At 66.3% G+C, this 18,466-nt stretch carries 18 protein-coding genes; 4 read left to right on the top strand and 14 right to left on the bottom strand.

The window, feature by feature from the left end; all coding sequences use genetic code 11:
- The 7 genes from E1263_RS27635 to E1263_RS27610 all read right to left on the bottom strand — a co-directional run.
- The coding region (locus E1263_RS27635; protein WP_132172510.1) for a sensor histidine kinase at window positions 1-1,676 on the bottom strand (1,676 nt) is incomplete at its 3' end.
- Between the two features lies 1 nt (window position 1,677).
- Window positions 1,678-2,367, bottom strand: coding sequence for a response regulator transcription factor (locus tag E1263_RS27630; protein WP_132172508.1), 690 nt, complete (start codon window positions 2,365-2,367; stop codon window positions 1,678-1,680).
- Window positions 2,368-2,541: 174 nt separating this feature from the next.
- Window positions 2,542-2,781: a class I SAM-dependent methyltransferase gene (locus E1263_RS27625; protein ID WP_132172506.1), complete on the bottom strand. Its 240-nt coding sequence runs from the start codon at window positions 2,779-2,781 to the stop codon at window positions 2,542-2,544.
- 33 nt (window positions 2,782-2,814) lie between these two features.
- Window positions 2,815-3,090 (bottom strand): SAM-dependent methyltransferase, encoded by a 276-nt coding sequence (locus E1263_RS27620; RefSeq protein WP_132172504.1) that lies wholly within the window; start codon window positions 3,088-3,090, stop codon window positions 2,815-2,817.
- A 44-nt stretch (window positions 3,091-3,134) separates the two neighbouring features.
- Entirely contained in the window at window positions 3,135-4,283 is a 1,149-nt protein-coding gene (locus tag E1263_RS27615; protein WP_132172502.1) for a lipid II:glycine glycyltransferase FemX, read from the bottom strand.
- Window positions 4,280-4,435: a hypothetical protein gene (locus tag E1263_RS42885; protein ID WP_165956770.1), complete on the bottom strand. Its 156-nt coding sequence runs from the start codon at window positions 4,433-4,435 to the stop codon at window positions 4,280-4,282. The genes E1263_RS27615 and E1263_RS42885 overlap by 4 nt, the downstream gene beginning before the upstream one ends.
- A gap of 24 nt (window positions 4,436-4,459) precedes the next feature.
- Complete coding sequence (locus E1263_RS27610; protein ID WP_165956769.1) at window positions 4,460-4,891, bottom strand: substrate-binding domain-containing protein; 432 nt, start codon at window positions 4,889-4,891, stop codon at window positions 4,460-4,462.
- A 95-nt stretch (window positions 4,892-4,986) separates the two neighbouring features.
- On the opposite strand from E1263_RS27610, the gene pdxR reads away from it, so the two are divergent.
- Window positions 4,987-6,399 carry a MocR-like pyridoxine biosynthesis transcription factor PdxR gene (gene pdxR / locus E1263_RS27605; RefSeq protein WP_132172498.1) on the top strand — a complete coding sequence of 471 codons (1,413 nt, stop codon included), beginning with the start codon at window positions 4,987-4,989 and terminating at the stop codon, window positions 6,397-6,399.
- Window positions 6,400-6,424: 25 nt separating this feature from the next.
- Here pdxR and E1263_RS27600 read toward each other — a convergent pair whose 3' ends face one another.
- The 3 genes from E1263_RS27600 to E1263_RS27590 all read right to left on the bottom strand — a co-directional run bounded on the left by E1263_RS27600 (window position 6,425) and on the right by E1263_RS27590 (window position 8,755).
- Entirely contained in the window at window positions 6,425-7,357 is a 933-nt protein-coding gene (locus E1263_RS27600) for an NADP-dependent oxidoreductase (RefSeq protein ID WP_202869074.1), read from the bottom strand.
- A gap of 119 nt (window positions 7,358-7,476) precedes the next feature.
- The gene (locus E1263_RS27595) at window positions 7,477-8,295 is read right to left on the bottom strand and encodes an alpha/beta fold hydrolase (RefSeq protein WP_132172496.1); all 819 of its coding nucleotides are present in this window, start codon (window positions 8,293-8,295) and stop codon (window positions 7,477-7,479) included.
- 46 nt (window positions 8,296-8,341) lie between these two features.
- A complete protein-coding gene (locus E1263_RS27590) occupies window positions 8,342-8,755 on the bottom strand; it encodes a cupin domain-containing protein (RefSeq protein ID WP_165956768.1) in 414 nt (137 codons plus the stop codon).
- 544 nt (window positions 8,756-9,299) lie between these two features.
- On the opposite strand from E1263_RS27590, the gene E1263_RS27585 reads away from it, so the two are divergent.
- The gene (locus E1263_RS27585; protein ID WP_132172494.1) at window positions 9,300-10,436 is read left to right on the top strand and encodes a chymotrypsin family serine protease; all 1,137 of its coding nucleotides are present in this window, start codon (window positions 9,300-9,302) and stop codon (window positions 10,434-10,436) included.
- Between the two features lie 416 nt (window positions 10,437-10,852).
- On the opposite strand, the gene E1263_RS27580 is transcribed toward E1263_RS27585, so the two are convergent.
- Window positions 10,853-11,236 (bottom strand): hypothetical protein, encoded by a 384-nt coding sequence (locus E1263_RS27580; protein WP_132172492.1) that lies wholly within the window; start codon window positions 11,234-11,236, stop codon window positions 10,853-10,855.
- Window positions 11,237-11,485: 249 nt separating this feature from the next.
- On the opposite strand from E1263_RS27580, the gene E1263_RS27575 reads away from it, so the two are divergent.
- Window positions 11,486-12,988 carry a ricin-type beta-trefoil lectin domain protein gene (locus tag E1263_RS27575; RefSeq protein WP_132172490.1) on the top strand — a complete coding sequence of 501 codons (1,503 nt, stop codon included), beginning with the start codon at window positions 11,486-11,488 and terminating at the stop codon, window positions 12,986-12,988.
- Window positions 12,989-13,090: 102 nt separating this feature from the next.
- Complete coding sequence (locus tag E1263_RS27570; protein WP_165956767.1) at window positions 13,091-13,675, top strand: DUF4865 family protein; 585 nt, start codon at window positions 13,091-13,093, stop codon at window positions 13,673-13,675.
- Window positions 13,676-13,979: 304 nt separating this feature from the next.
- On the opposite strand, the gene E1263_RS27565 is transcribed toward E1263_RS27570, so the two are convergent.
- From E1263_RS27565 to E1263_RS27555, 3 genes are all read right to left on the bottom strand, one after another.
- Window positions 13,980-14,486 carry a CBM35 domain-containing protein gene (locus E1263_RS27565; RefSeq protein ID WP_132172486.1) on the bottom strand — a complete coding sequence of 169 codons (507 nt, stop codon included), beginning with the start codon at window positions 14,484-14,486 and terminating at the stop codon, window positions 13,980-13,982.
- 184 nt (window positions 14,487-14,670) lie between these two features.
- Window positions 14,671-17,997 carry a S8 family serine peptidase gene (locus tag E1263_RS27560; protein ID WP_132172484.1) on the bottom strand — a complete coding sequence of 1,109 codons (3,327 nt, stop codon included), beginning with the start codon at window positions 17,995-17,997 and terminating at the stop codon, window positions 14,671-14,673.
- 159 nt (window positions 17,998-18,156) lie between these two features.
- Window positions 18,157-18,387: a hypothetical protein gene (locus tag E1263_RS27555; RefSeq protein ID WP_132172482.1), complete on the bottom strand. Its 231-nt coding sequence runs from the start codon at window positions 18,385-18,387 to the stop codon at window positions 18,157-18,159.
- Window positions 18,388-18,466 lie beyond the last annotated feature (79 nt).

The following is an 18,466-nucleotide window of genomic DNA, read 5'->3' as shown; positions in this document are numbered from 1 at the left end:
GGGAGGCCTAGGCCGCTGCCGCCGGTGTGGCGGTTGCGGGACTGTTCGGCGCGCCAGAAGCGGTCGAAGACCTTGGGGAGGTCTTCGGGGGCGATGCCGGCGCCGGTGTCGATGACGTCGATGACGATCCCGGGGCCCTCTTGGCGGGCCTTGATGGTCACGGTTCCACTGGCGGGGGTGAAGCGGAGAGCGTTGGCGACGAGGTTGCCGATGGCTTGGCGGAGGCGGACCGGGTCGGCGTCGAGTTCGATGTCGCCGTCGGTTGCCGAGGACAACGTGATCTCGGCGTGTTCGGCCTGGCTGAGGTAGGTGGCGACGACCTGGTCGAGCAGGAGGCCGAGGTAGACGCGCTCGGGGTGGATCCGGAGGTTGCCCGCGTCGGCGGTGGCGAGATCGCGGAGGTCGTCGATGATGTGCTGGAGCAGCGCGGCCTCCTCGCTCAAGGAGGCGATGAATGCCGCATCGGGCTGGGCGATACCGTCCTCGACGGCTTCGAGCCAGCCGCGGATGTTGCTCAGCGGGGTGCGCAGTTCGTGGGCGATGTCGCTGACCATTGCCCTGCGCAACGACTCGGTCTTCGCGCGACTGTCGGCCAGTTCGTTGAAAGCGAGCGACAGCTGGCCGATCTCGTCCTGGCCCCGGACCTTCACCCGGATCTCTTCGTCCCCGCTCGTCATCTGCCGCGACGCCTTCGTCAGCGCGCGCAGCGGTTGCACCAGGCGGATCCCGCCGATCACCGTGATCAGTACGGTGATGCCGAGGATTCCCGCGGCGACCCCGGCGATCCGCTTCTGATTCGCCGCGGACAGGTCGAACTCGGCCGAGGCGCTGCTGTCCGGTCCCGTGACGAACAGCAGTGCGATCGGAGCGACGTACGGCTTGAGGATGTCGACGCGCGCGCTGACCAGGCAGGCGTCGATGGCCTCGGGCTCAGGGCGCGGCACCACGGCCGGTGTCACTTGCGCCGGCCCAGTCGCAATAGTCCAACTAAAGTCGGCCGCGATCTCGACCGAGCCCACACGCCCGCGCGTGCTCAGACAAGTGTTGACCGCCTTCTGCAGTTTCTCGTACCACGCCAGCTGAGGCGGCACGATCGCGAGCAGCAGACCGGCGCTGCAGCGGCTGAGGGTGACATCCGGCGCGTCCGTGACCACCGACCGGCCCGTGGGTAGCACCACGATCCTGCCCTGGCCGGAGGTGGTCTGAGCGCAGTTGAGGACCGGTTGGGCGAGCTCGCTGTTGGCCGCCTTCTGCGCTGCGGTCAGGGCGAACGGGCCGACGACGTGCGGGTCGATCTGATCGCCCCTTGCCTCCGCAGCAACCATCGAAAGGTTGACGTACAGCGGATCGAGGAAGGCCGAGGCGTTCCTGGTCGTCGGCACCGGCTTCCCGGCGATGGGTGTGCGGTCGCCCTTGCTGAGACTGATCTGCCGGCCGGTCTTCTCGCTGAGGCCGGCGATCACCTTATCCACACCCGCCCAGCTCCGATGAGTGGCGGCGTACTCGATCAGGGTGTTGTAGATGCTCGCGTCGTCGGCCAGCGCCTGGCCCTGTTGCTCCTGGATGGCGACCGTCGTGCTGCGCGCGGCCAGCCAGGCTGTTGCTGCGATCGAGCAGAGCGCAATCAGTACGGCGCCCGCCAGCAACCGGACGAGAAGGCTTCGCCGCCCAGCCATGTCAGCCCCCGGTCAGCTTGTAGCCGACCCCGTAGACGGTCAGCAGCCGGACCGGCCGGCGCGGGTCCGGCTCGATCTTCTTCCGCAGGTTGAGCACATGGGTGTCGATCGTTCGCGTGGTGATGCACTGATCGATCCCGTGCATGTTCTCCAACAACTGGGCACGCGTGAAGACGCGGTGCGGGCGCGCAGCCATCGTCGCGATCAGCCGGAGCTCTCCCGGCGTACAGGAGATATGGGTGCCGTCGGCAAACAGTTCGTGACGCTCGAGGTCGACCGCGACCTCACCGACCCGGAGCAGCGTGCTCGGCTCGGCAGCCACGGGCACCCTGGTACGGCGAAGCAACGTGCGAACCCTGGCCGCGAGCTCCCGCGGGCTGAACGGCTTGGTCATGTAGTCGTCCGCGCCGAGGTCGAGGCCGAGCAGCATGTCGTCCTCCTCGGTCCGCGCGGTCAGCATCAGCACCGGGATGTCGGACTCGCGGCGCAGGATCCGGCACACGTCCAGCCCGTCGACCCCGGGCAGCATCACGTCGAGGACGAGCAGATCGGGCTGCCGCCGCCGTACCTCCTCCAGCGCGGAGCGACCGTCGTGGACGACGACCACGGTGTGGTTCTCCCGCTCGAGATACCGCCGGACCAGCTCGGCCTGCTTCTCGTCGTCCTCGGCAAGCACGACCTGCGCACACATGTCCTCGACTATAGGACGCCCAGCGCCTGCAGTGGGCGTTGCCGAGCACATCAAGACACCTTCCTGACAATTGCTAGTCCGAGGCCAGCGCTTCTGTTGGCGTGAGCAACGATGCGCGGACCGCGAGATAGACCCCGGCCAGTACACCGACCGAGATGGAAGCGGCCAGCCCGGTCAACAGGGCAGATCCGGGGTCCACCGCTCCGCCAGGTACGGCGGAAGCTCCGGACCCGGATCGTGGGTTGGACCGGGCATGACCACCCCGACCGAACCCTGCGACTTCAGGAACTCGAGCAGATACGCGAGGTACCGGGATTCGGTGCCGAAGTAGTGATACGTCCCGATACTGATCACTGCATCGAAGAACCCACGAGCAAACGGCAACTCACGCGCCTCAACCCGGATCGGATGCACGCGGTCCGCGACATCCCAGGTGCGAATCCGCTCTCAGTTGTCGCTCGGATCCGTCCACAGATCGGCGGCCCGCACCTCGACGCTGTACTCCCGCGCCAAGAAGACCGACGAGACCGCAGCCCCACACCCCAGGTCAAGAACACGCATCCCCGGCTCGAGCGTCAACACCTCCATCAAAGACTCAACACACCACAACGGATGCGGCCCCATCGGCCGCTCCACAACCCACTCCGGGTCATACGCGGAACTGCGGGGATACCGCTCTCTCGCGAGCGCGGTCCGCAAAGCTTCCTGGGTCGTCGGTGGCATCCGTTAGAACATGACAGGACGCCAATCCACCTGCAACGCATTTCTCAGCGGGAGCGGTAGCGGGTCATTGCTCGGAGCAGTAACTGGTTGAGGGGGCCGGGGAGGGGGCGTTCCCATTCGCCGACGGTCTGGACGAGTTCGCCGCCGGTGCCGAGCTTCCAGCGGAGGAGGCCGAAGGCGCGGTCTTCGGGGTCCAGAGAGTTGGAGACGCCGCGCATGTCGTAGCGGTCGGCTCCTAGGTGTTGGGCCTCGGTCATCATTGTCCATTGCAGGATGTGGCTGGGTCGGACTTCGCGATGGTGGTTGGCGGAGGCGCCGGACTGGTACCAGACGCGGCGGCCGACGACGTTCATCGTGTGGGCGGCGAGGACTTCGCCGTTCCAGGTGGACAGGTAGAGACGCATGCGGCCGGGGCGTTCGGCGTTCATGACCTGGTACTGGCGCTGGTAGTAGGCCAGCGAGCGGCCGAGGCGGAACCCGTTGCGTCGCTCGGTGGCCTCCAGCAGCTGGAAGAACGCCGGGAGATCGCTCTCTGTGCCCTGCCGGATCTCGATTCCGGACTTCTCGGCCTTCTGGATGTTGCGCCGCCATTCCTTGCTGAGACCGCTCCACAGGTCGGCGTTCGTCCGCCCGCCGATGGGCACCTGAAACAGGTAGCGCGGCTGCGCGTCAGTGCCGGCACCGTCCTCGCCGCCGCGGCGCCAGCCGAGATCACGGAGCCGCTCGGCGACGGCTGCGCCGACGGGTTCTACGACGTCGGGGAGGACGTCGTCGACTCGGCGGCCTCGGTGTACGGCGGCTTTCAGGGTTGGGGCCTGCCAGCGTTTCAGGACGGTCGGCGGGCCGAGCCGGACTGCGAACACTTGGCGCCGGTCGAGGTGTTCGAGCAGCGGATCCAGCCAGCGCTCGAGCCGCGGATCGGCCCAGTCGATATCCGGTCCTTCCGGGAGGTAGGCGTACCAGCGGGAGACGCCGGGCAGCTGGCGGTAGAGGACGAGGGTCGTACCGACGACTGCACCGGTGCTGTCGCGCCAGGCCAGTAATTCAGAGCTCCAGTCCGTTTTCACGGCGGCCCAGGATGCTGCCTGCAGATAGCTTCGGCCGCCGTGCAGATCGGCCAATGCGTGGTATTCCTCCGGAGCAATCGCTCCAATGTCGAGTAGTTCCGAAGGCGCCGGTACATCCGTCCTCACGGTGCCTCCCCCGGGATCGGGGTCTTGAGCGTGGCGATGTCCGGCGCCTTGCCGGTCTGGGCCTGGGCGTCGGCCTGCGAAGCCGAACAGCCCGCCGCCATCACCGCCACGAGCACCCTCGGTGCCCACTGCAACAGTTTCCTGGTCGTCATACAGCCCACAATGCCGACCGAATGTCAGGGACTTGTCCGCTCGCGGTGCCGATCCCGTCCTGGTGTGCAGCCGCACGATTCGCGGTGCATGATCTCGACCGGCAGTCGCATCGTCTGCGCCGGTACGGCGGGGTCGTTCATCCGTCGTACCAGCAGCTGCACGGCCCGCGCACCGATCGCCGCCGAGGGCCGGGCGATCGTGGTCAGCGCCGGGCTGAACAACTCGGCCCAGGGGAAATCGTCGAACGCCACTAGCGCCATGTTGTCGGGCACTTTCACCCCTGCCGCCTGTAGGGCAGAGAGTGCGCCGATCGTCATCCCGCTGTTGCCGGTGAACAGGGCCGTCGGTGGGTCGGCGAGCTGCAGCAGCTCGGAGGTCGCCCGCCGGCCGCCTTTGGTGATCCAGCCGAACAGCCGCCGACATGGTCTGGATCCCACCGGGGCGGCGCGAGCCAAGGCACTATCAACCTCCTTTTGCCCGCGCCCCTTGGGCTTCCACCAGTCATAAGTCAACCTATTTGTGTTGTGGCATGTCGCTAGGATCCACTCGCATGACAAGTGCACGGAACACTTCGCGAGTCGCGCCTTCCTCGAAGGCGTCCTTCGGTGTCGATCTGCATCTGGAGTTGCGCGGGCGCGGCCTTCGCGCCGGGCTGACCGACGCCTTGCGTGACGCAGTCCGCAGCGGGCGACTCACGCAAGGAACGCTGTTGCCGTCGAGCCGCTCGCTCGCAGCCGATCTGGGAATCGCCCGCAACACCGTGGTCAAAGCCTATTCCGCGTTGGTCGCGGAAGGCTGGCTCTCCACACAGCAGGGTTCCGGCACTCGTGTCGCCCACAATGCCGCCCCTCGACGCGCCTCGGGCAAAACCGTGAGCAGACCTACCCACAACCTGCGGTCCGGACAACCAGACGTCTCCGCATTTCCACGAGCCCTGTGGTTGAGGGCCGCCCGAAAAGCCATCACCCAAGCACCGGACGAAGCCCTCGGCTACTGCGATCCCCTTGGCCGGATCGAACTCCGCGCGGCCCTCGCCGAATACCTGGCCCGCGCGAGGGGGGTACACGCCACCGTAGACCGTGTCATCGTCTGTTCCGGTGTCGCCCACGGCCTGATGCTGCTGGCACAGGTCCTGCGTACTCGAGGTGTCGGAGCGATCGCGGTCGAATCCTACGGCCTGCACATCCACCGCGGATTGCTTGCCGCCGCAGGTCTCCACACTCCCGCACTCGCCATCGATGAAAACGGTGCGCGAACGGGCGAACTCGCCGAGATGCCCGGCGTCGGCGCCGTGCTGCTGACAGCGGCCCATCACTTTCCGACCGGAGTGGAGTTGCGAGCCGACCGGCGTGCGGCTGCCGTGGACTGGGCTCGCTCCACCGGCGGTCTGATTATCGAAGACGATTACGACGGCGAGTTCCGCTATGACGGCCAATCAGTCGGCGCGCTCCAGGAGCTCGCTCCCGACCAAACGATTTACCTCGGCACCGCCAGTAAGTCGCTCGCGCCTGGGCTTCGCCTCGGTTGGATGGTGGTACCGGAGGCGCTGGCTCAAGACATCGAGAGAGCGAAAGGAGAGGTCGACTGGATGTCAAGCACCTTGGAGCAGCTCATCCTCGCCGAGTTTCTCAGCTCCGGCGGCTATGACCGTCACGTCCGGACCATGCGCCTACAGTACCGACGCCGCCGTGACCAGCTTGTCGCAGCCCTCGCCGCCCGCGCGCCCGGCATCAGGGTCACCGGATTGGCTGCGGGACTACACGCTGTGGTCGAGGTGCCACGAGGCACTGAAGAGTCGGCGCTGCAGGCCGCGACACGGTTCGGGGTCACCACCGACGGCATCGACCTGTTCCGCCACGCCGATGTGCCCCCCGATCGGGACGCGCTCATCATCGGGTACGCCACGCCGTCACGCAGCGCGTGGGCCGGGGCGCTCGACGCCCTGTGCCGCGCGTTGGCGTGACCGCCGCCAGGCGTTGCGGCCACGGTCAACGGACGGTGAGGACAGTCTTGCCGGGCACACGGCGTCCGGAGCTGTGCTCGAAGGCCTTGCGGCCTTCGACCAAGGGGAGGCTTCGCCCCACCACCGGACGCATCGTGCCGTCATCGGTCATCTGTGCAAGGTGCGCCAGTTGCTCGTAGTCCGGCCGCACGATGAAGAACTGGGCTTTGACCTTGTGGGCGTCGGCCCGCCGTGCAGAGGGTGGTGCGGCCAGTGTGATGAGTCGCCCGCCCGGTTTCAAGGTGCTGTACAGCGCGTCCGAGTCGCCAGCACCAGCGGCGTCGAGGACGACGTCGAACCCTGACAGTGAGCTGTCGATCGGCCCCCCGGTATAGGGGATGTAGTACTTGGCGCCCAGGTCCTTGACGAACTGCTCATGGACGGGTCGGCCCATGGCACTCACGTGAGCGCCGAGGGCGGCGGCGATCTGTACCGCGTACACCCCCACTCCGCCTGCGGCGCCGGTGACCAGTGTCGTCTCGCCAGCCTTTAGGTGCGCGTGGTCGTTGAACGCCTGCCACGCCGTCAGGGCTGACAACGTCATGGCCGCCGCCTGCTCGTGCGAGGCCGTTCGCGGCTTGAAGGACAGGTTCTCCTGCCGCACGGCGACGTATTGCGCGGCGGCCCCGTCTCGGTCGAAGTCAATCAGGCCGTACACCTGATCGCCGACGGCGAAACGCTTCGAGTCGGCCTTCACGACCGTGCCGGACACTTCGTGGCCGGGAACGATCGGAGTGCGATCCGTACCGTCACGGTGCGTCCACGTCTCGTCCCAGCCCAGCTCCGCGACGGTGATCGCACAGGCATGCACCGCGAGCAGCACATCCCCCGGGCCGGCATTCGGGACGGGCGCACGCTCGTAGACAAGCTCCTCGGCGCCGCCGCGGGCATGCGCCCGCAGCGCCATCATCGTTTCCATTCCGACTCCCGATCGCTTCGCGGCCACTTCCGGGCCGGAAGTGGCCCGCTGTCCGTAGGCGCGGCCTCGCGGGCCTGGTGCTGCTCGCAGGCCCGCGAGGCTCTGCCCAGTGGGTGTGCTTACTTGCTGTCGGGCTTGACTTTGCTCTGCACGAAGTCGTTGATGGCGGCGAAGACAGCGGCGGGCTGCTCGATGTGGGGGAAGTGCGCGGCCTGGGGGATGGTCCGGAAGGTGGAGCGCGGGAAGCCCGCGGCCACGGCCCGCTGGTACTTCACTGGCGAGATGCCGTCTTGCTCGCCGGCGAGCACCAGCACCGGGATGGTGACCCGGTGCTGGCGGGCGGCCAGCTTCGGATCGTAGAATTTCTCGCCGCCGTAAACGACCGCGGTGGAAGCGTTGGCGAAGAACGTGGCGCGCTGCTCGTCGGTCAACGCGGACGGGTCGTCTCGGAACTTGGGGTCGTGGTAGGCCAGTTCCCCCGTCCGCACCGGGCCTTCCTTCCTGGGGTCGGCGACCTCCAGCGGCCAGGTGGGCTCGATGCCGGTAGCCCCGATCAGGGTCAAGGCCGAGACGCGCCCGTGGTTGTCACGCAGCGCGATCTCGGTCGCGACCCAGGCGCCCAGCGAGTTACCCACAACGAACACGTGGTCAAGTTCCAGGATGTCGATGAGGTCGAGGTAGGCCTCGGCCAGGTCTGCGACGGAGTCGGTGGACTCCGCGCGTGGCGTGCCCTCGAAGCCTGGGTAGGTCGGGGCGATCACATACGCATGCTCGGACGTGGCCGCGGCGAACCCGGCCACCGTCGCCGGACCGGCGCCTGCATGCAGCACCAGCACAGCAGTGGAATCAGTGTTCTGCCCGTACTCGGCGAAGGTGAGCTCCTGACCGGAAGCCAGCGGGATGGTGCGGACGGCCGGCGGGGCCGTTGTGGTGGTCATGCCTGTATCTCTCCTTGAAGTAGAAAGGTCATGCAGAAAGAACCAGCTATCGAGCTGCCGGCGCGGCCGGGTGCCGCCGGTCGCGACGGGCGGCAATTTCGTCGTCATCGACCATCGTGATCATCGGTACGTCGGGCGCGCACAGCATGGCGACGAAGAATCGGCTCCTGCTCTCCGAGCTGAGATTCGCAGCCTGGTAGTGGATAACGTCTCCACCCGGCTCGAAGAAGGCGTCACCGGCTTTGAGGACGTAGGGAGCATCTCCCTCGAGTTCGAACAGGATCTCGCCTTCGATGACGTACCCGAACACAGGACCTGAGTGGCGATGTGCCCCAACCCCAGCGTCACCGGGCGGAAGCTCGATCACCTGCATCATTCCGTGCGAGCCGTCCACGATGGGCGGAGGCATGACCTGCAGCAGATCAGTCACGGACATCTTGGAATCGCCTGTCACCAACATGCACCGACCATATCCGCCGCAACCTGGGCTCAGTGGTCCAATCAAGACCCGTTTTCAGGAACCACTTTCCTGCCCTGGACGTGGAATTGGCCGGAACCGGACAGCGCCCATCTACGGGCCGTGGGCAACAATCATCGTTAGCCCACTGGCTTGTCAGCTGTTGGTTTCGTCGCTTGGGCTTCGTGCGGCAGGCACCACCGGGACACGTGCGATGAGGCAGGTCGCCACGTTGCTTCGCACCAACCCGATGCCCCTGGTGATCTGCCGCGACGCCGCCCATCTCTACCGCTTCATCAGCGAGCGCGGCGCGCGCATTCGAGGCCCAACAGCATCGAGACGACGCCGTTTCTCCGGCTCGTCAAGCAGGTTTGCACCATCACCTTTGACAAGTGATTGTCCTTGTGGCGAAGGCGAAAACCCTCTGCGCGGCGAGCCCCGCAGCTCGTTCCACTGGGGTTTGGCCGGATCTGGTCACGGCCGTTGACAAGGTTGCCCAGGGCTCGCACGCTCGTCACCACACCGCCCCCGATGTGAGGACATAATCATGCGCAAAACAGCGCTTGTCATGGTGGCTTTGGCTCTCACAGCCACCACCACCTCAGGTCCCTCCCAAGCCGCCGCACCTAGGCAAACCGCCTCACCGCTGACAGCCGCCGATCACCAGATGCTGGCCCAGCGTCCGTTCGTCGAGGCCGCGGACCAGCTGAGCAAGCTGGCCGGTCTCCCCGGGTATGCAGGCATCATCCTCGAAGACAACGCCGTCGCACTCTTCTGGAAAGGTACGCCGCCCAGCCGTATTCAGCAGGCACTCACCACCGCGACCAAGTCGGCGCCAGTCCGGATCGCCGGCGCCAAGTTCTCCCTCTCCGAGCTGAACGCCGCCGCGAAGTCGATCGAAACCTGGCAAGAGGCCAATCCAGGCAACGGAATCGACGCCATCAAGAACCCGGGCGACGGTAGCGGCCTCGTGCTCGGCGTCAGCCCGACCCATCAGAAGACGACCGGCGCGGTCGGGCAATCCTTGCAGCAACGAACCGGCGTACCGGTGAAGGTTGTCGCCGAGGAACCGCTCGCGCCGAAGTCACGCGGCGACGACTGGTCTCCCTGGAAAGGTGGCGCCCGGCTCTGGAATCAGAGCAACGGGGCGGTCTGCACCACTGGCTTCGGCGTCAAGGACCGTCAGGGCCGACCGTACATCCTGACTGCCGGCCACTGCGGCCAGCCCGGTCAAGTCTTCGCCGACGGCGTCGGCGAACGGATTGGCACGATGGGCGCCAAGAACGCCAACCACGACATCGCACTCATCCCGACCAACGCTGTCGCCTTCAAGCAATACGTCGGAAACCACGGCAGCAACGCACTCGAGAACGTCCCCTTCTGGGGCAACGTCTACATCGGTCAGTACCTTTGCCAGAGCGGCCAGACCAGCGCGGGTGAGGTCGGCGGCCCGGTCTGCAACATCAAGGTCTTGTTCTTCTACAACGACCGTGAGGACCTCGTCGAAGGCGAGCAGATGAACGGCCAGCAGTCCGCCCGCGGCGGAGACTCCGGCGGCCCGGTCTACTCGCGTGGCAGCTCCGGCCTGATCGCCAACGGCACCACGACCCGCAGTGCAGGTGCCCGGATCGGCTTCCAGGACTTCGCGACCGCGAACCGTGACTTCGGAGTCTCCATCCCGTAGCCCTGCCAGGCAGGCTCCCAGCCAACGAGCGCCGTGCGATCCGAGTCGCACGGCGCTCGTTGCCCTACCGGCCGGAGATGGTCTTGAACCCCGCGGTCGGCTTCACACCCGAGGGCAGCCCCGGATGGCCGGCCACGAGCGTCTTGGCCCGAAAGCTTTCAGCGCCTCGACCGTCGACGACACCGAACCGAACCCCTTGATGAGCCGGCCGACCTCGTAGATCGAGAACCACGGACAGCCGTCGACCGTGAGGTAGTTGGCTGCGAGAAGCAGTTCTCGGCGACGTAGTCGAAGATGAAGCCGTCGACGCCAGGTGTAGTCGCCAACGGGATCTGTACGTCGACCGTTCGCGGTCCACGTCGTCCTGATGGCCGAGCGCGGGAATCCTCGGCTGGCGATGACCGGGGAAGCGTGGTTCAGCAGCCCCGGGGGCACACGAGTGAGGCGATCAGGGTGACTTTGGTGATCTTCGCGCGGCCATTGGTCCAGGTGGTGAACTCGGTGCGCGGGTCGAACTTGACGACCTGTGGGCCATCGGCGTTCACAGACGCCTGGTAGGCACCGGATTCGACCTTGGTCACCCGGTAGATCGACACATCAAGCGAACCGTGGCCGGTGAAGCACAACGGGGCCGACGGATAGTCGTCGCTGAAGACACGGAAATAGTCGCCGTTCCCACGGCAAACGCGGTCGTCATACATCCGTTGCACACCAGCGGCAGACGCAGTCTGGATGCCGGTGAACCCAAGGCCGGCGGCGACAGCACCGGCAAGCAAGACCCGGATTTTTCGGGGAAACACAGAAATCACCTCAGATTGAAAGGGGCGGACTCCCATAATCCGATGCCCAGAGGTCATCAGACACCGAACCTGTCCGTTAGCGGACAGAATCCCAGTGAAATGCCACAGCCTGTGGCCCGGACGACTTAGCTGACCGCTTTCGGACAGAATTCCTTTCCTTGACTGGCAAGCGTGGTTCGACTCGCATTCGTCTGCCACGCTGTCTCGCGGCACGATCCGCGAAGGGCAGTCTTGAGAGGGAGGCAGAGTATGCGTAAGTTCAGGCCGGTCATCGCTCTGATGACAGCACTATTCATAGCCGTCACCGCCACACCAGTCGCGCAAGGCGTTACCGCGCCGGCCGCGACCGTGATCGCGCCGTCGACGGTGAACACCGATGCCGCCTTTGACGCCCTGAACAGGGCGTTCCTGATCTCCAACGGTGAGCGACGGTATTACAAAGGGTCTCTGGCCCATACGGACAAGGACTACTTCTGGCGTCAGGCGCTCGACATCCAAGCAGCCGAGGACGTCTACGACAGCACCCGGCGGCCGGCAACCCGAGAGCTGATCGGCCGACTGCTGGACACTTTCCTGCAGCAGAACCAGGGCTCCGGCGGTCTTTACGACTGGAACTGGAACGGCTATAACGACGACCTGTTGTGGGCCGGCCTGGCGTTCGCTCGTGGCTACGCGATCACCGGCAACAGCAACTACCTGACGCAAGCGAAGTACGCCTTCAACCGGGTCTACAACCGAGGTTGGGACAACACACTGGGCGGCGGCATTTGGTGGAGCGTCGACAAGGGGGGAAAGAGCGCCCTCAGCAACAGCCCGGCAGTGATCCTAGGTGCCCTGATCTACGAATCGAGCGGCGAGCGCGCCTATCTGGACAAGGCTCGCGCGATCTACGACTGGACCTGGAACCGCCTGCTCGACCGGTCGACCGGCGGTGTCCACGAGAACATCAGCGCCAGCGGCACCCTCGGCGGCGGACAGACGGTGTATTCGGCAGGTGCGTTCGTCGGTGCGGCCCAAGCGATGTACCGCAACTTCCGGCAGGGATCCATCTTCGACGACGCCAAGCGCACCACCGACTGGGTGATCCGCGCACGCACCACCAACGGCGTCATGACCAACGGGCAACGCGAGGGCACCTGGCAGTCGGAGTTCTCCCGCGGCATGGGCGAGTTCGTCCGGGAGAACAACCTGTGGGACCAGTACTACGACTTCATGAAACGCAACGCCGACGCCGCGTGGAACATGCGGCGCACCGATCTGCAGTTGACCTGGAACCGCTGGGACGCACAGACACCGCGCGACGACACCAGGACAGTCGAAGCCATCGGCTCGGTGATCATGCAAGCGGTCACCCCGGCGGCCAAGCCCTCCGGAAACAGGATCGTCAGCAACTGGAACGGGAAGTGCCTCGACGTACCCAACGGGAACTACGCCGATGGCCAGCGCGTGGTCGTGTGGGACTGCACCGGTGGTGCGAATCAGCAGTGGCAGTTCACCGGTAGCGAAGTGCGCACCCAGAACAACAAGTGCCTCGACGTCAAAGGTGGCTCGACCGCTAACGGTGCAGTGATCCAGCTATGGGCCTGTAACAGCACGATCAGTCAACGATTCGAGCTGACCGCCTCGGGCGATCTGGTGAGCCCCCGCGCGAACAAGTGCGTCGACATCACCGCCTGGGACCCGAACAACGGCGCCGTGCTTGCCCTGTGGGATTGCGGAGCAGCCGCCAACCAGAAATGGCGCCGCGCCTGAATCCGCACTGCACCTCCACCGGAGACCGGCACCCGTCTTCGGTGGAGGATCCGCGGCCATCCTCCCTTGCGTCCTGTACCTACTAGTATGTACGCTCCCATCATGATCGTGATGCAGTACCAGCTGCCCTTGCCTTCCGACTACGATGTCAGCACGTTGCGCGACCGGATCCCGGCGATCGGCGCGCGGTTCGACAACCTGCCAGGCCTCGGCTTCAAGGCGTTCCTGCTGCGCGAGCAGGGCGTCAACGGGTCTCCGCTGAACCAGTACGCGCCTTTCTACGTCTGGACGGACCCGGCCGCGGCCGGCGCATTTCTGTGGGACGGCGCCAGCGGCGGTTTCACCGGCGTCGTCGGGAAGTACGGACGCCCCGCTGCGCAAATCTGGATCACCGGCGGTTACCACCGCGGAGCAGGTTTCGGCGCCCCGGTGACTCATGCGGTGCGAGTAGTCACGCCAGTCCCAGCAGACATTGATCCCGCCGAAACTGCGACCGCTACCCGCGAGACGGTGGACAAGCGTCTGGACGAAGCTGACCTGCACTCAATGACTTGGGCTATCGACCCGCGCACCTGGGAGCTGTTGACATTCACCATGCACACCAAGCGTCCGGACGTCTCCGAGGGCGAACTGTACGAAGTGCCGTACGTCTCGGCGCCGAACGAGACCGCGCTCCAGCCGGCGTAGTCGCTCGGTGACGAACTGAGCGGCGTACTGCAGACCCTGGTCGTGCCGCGGGCGGGTGCAGTTAGAGCCATCTCGGCAAGGCCAGGCAGCCCTTGTCAGCGCTGGCGGATCGAACCGGCACGACGGCCGTTGGTCGATCACCCGGGAAACCAGCGGCAACACGCTGGACATCGCGGGATGCAGCCCCGACAAAGACGCCCAGCTGATCACCTGGCGATACTGGAACGGCCGCTGCCAGCGATACCTGCTCGACCAACCCTGACAAGGAGTACTTCGGCCGGCGGGCGGTGCCCGCCGGCCGGTGTCAGGCCTTGGCGATGGTCAGGTTGTCCAGGTTGATCCAGCCCACGTCAAACACGTCGTACCGGTAGGCGATGGTGTTCGTCCCGGCGACCAACTGGAGAACGTCCGTCTTTGTCGTCCACGTGTCCCAGCTCGCGGTCTGGGGCAACGAGGTGGACCGTTCACGAACGCCGTTGATGTAGATGCTCAGCGACCTCGTCGCCGACGCGTGGGGGCCGGCCGAGTAGCGCAGGGTGGACTTGTAGGCGCCGGCCGTCGGCACAGTCACCGTGAACTTCGTCTTCGTCCCGATCTGGACATAGTTGTCGACGAAACCGGTGCCCGTGTAGCCCCGATGGTTGTTGTTGACCTGCGCCCCGTTCTCCAGACCTGCTCGTTCCGCTTCGTACGTCGAGGTCGTGAGCGGACCGTTGACCTCGGCTTGGGCTTGGGCTTGGGCGATCGTCAATCCGGACAGGGCCACGACCAGCGCGGCCGAAGTAGCGGTGATACGAGATGGAAGCTTCATCCTGACTCCTTAAGGGTGGAAGGAACGCACCTGACGCCGACCGAAGCTAATCGGCGTTCTACCGGAGGGCCATCCGAAGTCCCGAAACCCTGTGGGACTGACTGACGAAACCTGCGGTCGCAAGCTCCAGCGGGATGGAGCGCGTTGCCGCGTGGCAGCAACGCGCTCGCCCGGTCCCGGTGCGTCAGCGCAGCGGATAGGCACCGATCGTGGTCAGCTCGGTGATGTTCCCCGCGGCATCGACCACCCGAGCCTTCAGCGACATGGTCTTCGCACCCTTCGGCGTGGCGAAGACGGCCTGGTACGCCGTCCGGCCGCGCGCTGCGACCGCCGCCTTCTTCCACGTCTTGCCGTCGTCACCGGAGACCTGGATTTCCAGCTTCTTGATGCCAGGCAGAGTCGCGCCCGTCTGCACCTCGAAGGCGATCGGCAGCACCGTCACCGGCGTCCGCGCGGCGACGTTGTTCCGGTCGACCTTCGGCTGGTAACGCACTCCGATCATCGGCAGCGGCGTCTGCTCGGCGGTCGCCGCCGACGTGAACGTCCAGCTCAGGTCGGTCCTGGTGCTCAGCGCCGAGTACGACGGCCGAGTCTGGGTGGCCTGCAGCGTGTACGTCGCCTTCGCCGCCGGCAGCCCCTTGGCCACGATGCCGCCGAACTGGTCGGACTCCGCGATCACCTTGCCGCCACTCAGCAGCCGGGTCGAGGCGGTGTCGGTCAGGCTGCCGCCCTTGTTGCCATCGGCATCCATCAGGTTGTTCAGGAACAGTGCCAGTACCGCCCGGTCACGGACCACGAGACCCGGCGCCGCTGTGAACGCCGCGGCCTCGCGCCGCTCGCGGTAGGTCCGGCCCGCCTGGTAGGCCCGGAACGGCGAGTCGAGCTGGCTGACGAGGTTCGGGTACAGCTCGTCCGGATCCGCAGTGGCGACTATCTCGTTCACCTGGGTGCTCCAGGTGACCGGACCGGCCTCAACCAGCAGCTTCACCGCGGCGGGCTGATCGAAGCGTAGGGGGCGCGCCGCGGCGAGGGCCTTGTTCGACCGGCCGAACAGGACGGTCTGGAGTTGCCGGTCGCTGACGACGTTCATCGTCTGCTCCACCACGGCCAGGTCTTCGGCCTTCACCGCCCGCTGGAACCCGGTCGGATACTTGCCCGGGAACGTGTTCATCTGTGCGTAGACGTAGGGCGAGTTCCTGAACTTGCCGTCGGCTCCCGGTTGCGCCCACTGCGACGAGATGCTGCTCTCCATCATCCCCGCCGGAAGATCCGGGCCGAGCTGCGCGCTGGAGATGCTGTTGAAGTCGGGTACCTGGGTCCCCGACTCGAGGGTGATCCCCCTGGCCGCGGAGCGTTTGTAGCCGATGCCGGCCGCGGTGAGAGCAGCGCCGGCGTTGGGCACCTTGACCTTGAGCGGCTTGGCCAGCCGGGCGTCGAAGACCACCGTGGTGTCCTTATCGAGCTTCAGATCAGGCTGGACCAACGAGTAGTACGAGCCCTTCTCCGGGGCAGCCGCGTCCGGCACGAAGTGCAGGTTGTCCACCAGGTAGCCGGCCTTGCGCAGCCGGAGCTTCGCCTCGGTGGAGGTCGCGTCGCCGATGAAGTTCGCCGAGAGGTCGTCCAGACCGAACAGAACGGTAGCCAGAGCGGCCGGTTTCCCGTCCAGGCCGATCGCCTTGAGAGTCAGGTCGTAGCTCTCCGCCTCTTTGTCGACGCCGATCGCCGAGGTGACCGAGACGTCCCCGGCGGTCGCGGTCAGCCGGCCTGAGTAGATACCGTCAGGCCCGTCGTGCCTGGTGCTCGAGATCGCCTGTACCGACGCCGTACCGCCGGCCGGCACGGTGACCGTGGTCGCGCTGAGCTGCAACGAACCGGCCGGCGCCGGCTTGCCGTCCGGAGCGTTCAGGGTCGCGGCCAGGCTCAGGGTGACGGCCTGGTCGCCCAGGTTGCGATACGTCAGCGTCCTGGTCACGGGCTCGTCGTCGTGGTGCGGATACGACGCCGTACCGAACGAGAGATTGCCCGCGATCACGGACTGCTTGAGGGCGTTGGCCGAGTCGATCCGGCCGGAGCCCTGCTGAAACGCGGTCTGATCGGCGGCCGGCTTCGCGGATGCCATCAGCGCGCCTTTGAGCTCGGCAGCCTTCCAGCTCGGGTGTTGCTGGGCCAGCAGCGCAGCCGCGCCCGCGGTGTGCGGCGAGGCCATCGACGTACCGGACATCGGCTGGTAGTAGTCACCCGTCGAACCGCCCGCCTTGGCGGCCATGATGTTCACGCCGGGGGCGGTGACATCGGGCTTGACCGCGCCGTCATCGACCCCCGGACCACGACTGGAGAAGGAAGCCAGCTTGTCCTCGTGGTTCACGGCGCCGACCGTCAGAGCAGCATCCGCGCTGCCGGGAGAACCGACGGTGCCGGCGCGGGGACCTGAGTTGCCCGCGGCAATCACGAACAGTGCGCCGGTACTGGCGGTCAGCCGGTTGACTGCTTCTTCGAGCGGGTCGATCCCGGGGGTGTCCGTGGCGCCGAGGCTCATGTTGATGACCTTGGCCTTCACCTCGGTCGCGGCCCACTCCATCCCGGCCAGGATGGCCGAATCCGGGCAGTCTTCGGCGCAGACCCTGGCGTCGTACAGCTTCGCGTCCGGCGCGACGCCCTTGTACTTGCCGGCCGAGGCAGCCCCCGTACCGGCGATCGTGGAGGCGACGTGCGTACCGTGCGGGTCGGACTCACCGGGCGGACCACCGGTGAAGTTCTTGGCACCGATGACCTGAGCCGCCAGATCCGGGTGCGAGGCGTCGATGCCGCCGTCGAGGACCGCGACTGTCACGCCCTTGCCGGTGAAGCCTGCCTGCCAGGCCGTCGGCGCGCCGATCTGCGCCACCGACTTGTCCAGCGAGAGTTGCCGCTTGCCGTCCAGCCAGATCTTCTTGATGCCGGTGGCCGACCGCGCGGTCCCCAGACGGGCCACGAAGCTGCCCGCCTCGGCCTTGTCGATCTTCAGCGCCGCACCGTTCACGGTGGGAAACTGGCGGGTCACCGTCGCGCCTGGCGTCGCCGCCCGCTTCTGCGCCTTGCCTGCGTAGGTGACGATGACCGGGATCGACGTGGTCGACTTGTCGTCGTACTTCGCCGCGATCAGGCCGGTCACGTCGAACAGTCGGCGATCCAGCAGGCCGCTCGCGATCCGGCCGCGCGCGTCGGACGGTACGACGTACAGGTGATCCTTGAGTTTGAATGTGCTGAAGGCGATGCCCTGACGGCCCTGTCCGGGCTCGACGGAGACGCCCTGATCCGAGACGGTCACCCGGTCCCCGGTGATCAGGGTGACCCGCTGGCCGGAGTGCGGCGCCTTGGCCAGCACCTTCGCCGCGGCGGAGTCAGCTGTTGTGCCAACTGCCGCGGGCTGAACTGCGGACACCTGGGTCAGTCCGGTCAGGCCGATTCCCAGGGCTGCGATCGAGGCCACAGCGGCTACGCCGGGGCGCCTCGATCGGGGGGTGGTTACCACGATGAGTCCTTTCCTTCGATTAGGCGATCGGGATCCCGTGAACGGCCGCGATCAGGTGTAGTCGCAGTCAGACCTGGTGAGGGCTGCCTCTCAGCAGCCCTCACCAGTCCGCACTAGGCCCGCTCGCTACCGAGCTGCCGAAACGGGACGGCTATCAGCTCACGGCGCCTTGATCGGGGTCGGGTCCTGGACCTTGACGGGGTGCGAGACCTTGACCGGGTCCTTGACCTTGACCGGGTTCTGGACCTTGACGGGGTGCGAGACCTTGATCGGGGTCGGGTCCTGGACCTTGACGGGGTCCGGTCCGCCGCTCGCAGCGAAGGCCACGGTTGTAGATGCGGCGAGCAACATCACGGCTGCGACGCTACTGAGCAAGAACTTGCGATTCATCGGTGTTCTCCTCGTGATCAGTTCGATTGAACGAGGGCAACAGTGGCGGATGGATCCTGAAGCCAACCTGAAGACTGAA

The organism is Kribbella antibiotica, from assembly GCF_004349055.1.
GTDB lineage: Bacteria > Actinomycetota > Actinomycetes > Propionibacteriales > Kribbellaceae > Kribbella > Kribbella antibiotica.
Note: the sequence above shows the minus strand (reverse complement) of the source record. Positions and strands in the feature narration are given on the sequence as shown.

Excerpts from the sequence above, each read along its gene's own strand:
- E1263_RS27630 (WP_132172508.1), bottom strand. The coding sequence starts at position 2,367 with ATGTGTGCGCAGGTCGTGCTTGCCGAGGACGACGAGAAGCAGGCCGAG.
- E1263_RS27620 (WP_132172504.1), bottom strand. The coding sequence starts at position 3,090 with ATGCCACCGACGACCCAGGAAGCTTTGCGGACCGCGCTCGCGAGAGAG.
- E1263_RS42885 (WP_165956770.1), bottom strand. The coding sequence starts at position 4,435 with ATGACGACCAGGAAACTGTTGCAGTGGGCACCGAGGGTGCTCGTGGCG.
- pdxR (WP_132172498.1), top strand. The coding sequence starts at position 4,987 with ATGACAAGTGCACGGAACACTTCGCGAGTCGCGCCTTCCTCGAAGGCG.
- E1263_RS27600 (WP_202869074.1), bottom strand. The coding sequence starts at position 7,357 with ATGGAAACGATGATGGCGCTGCGGGCGCATGCCCGCGGCGGCGCCGAG.
- E1263_RS27595 (WP_132172496.1), bottom strand. The coding sequence starts at position 8,295 with ATGACCACCACAACGGCCCCGCCGGCCGTCCGCACCATCCCGCTGGCT.
- E1263_RS27590 (WP_165956768.1), bottom strand. The coding sequence starts at position 8,755 with ATGTTGGTGACAGGCGATTCCAAGATGTCCGTGACTGATCTGCTGCAG.
- E1263_RS27585 (WP_132172494.1), top strand. The coding sequence starts at position 9,300 with ATGCGCAAAACAGCGCTTGTCATGGTGGCTTTGGCTCTCACAGCCACC.
- E1263_RS27575 (WP_132172490.1), top strand. The coding sequence starts at position 11,486 with ATGCGTAAGTTCAGGCCGGTCATCGCTCTGATGACAGCACTATTCATA.
- E1263_RS27570 (WP_165956767.1), top strand. The coding sequence starts at position 13,091 with ATGATCGTGATGCAGTACCAGCTGCCCTTGCCTTCCGACTACGATGTC.
- E1263_RS27565 (WP_132172486.1), bottom strand. The coding sequence starts at position 14,486 with ATGAAGCTTCCATCTCGTATCACCGCTACTTCGGCCGCGCTGGTCGTG.
- E1263_RS27555 (WP_132172482.1), bottom strand. The coding sequence starts at position 18,387 with ATGAATCGCAAGTTCTTGCTCAGTAGCGTCGCAGCCGTGATGTTGCTC.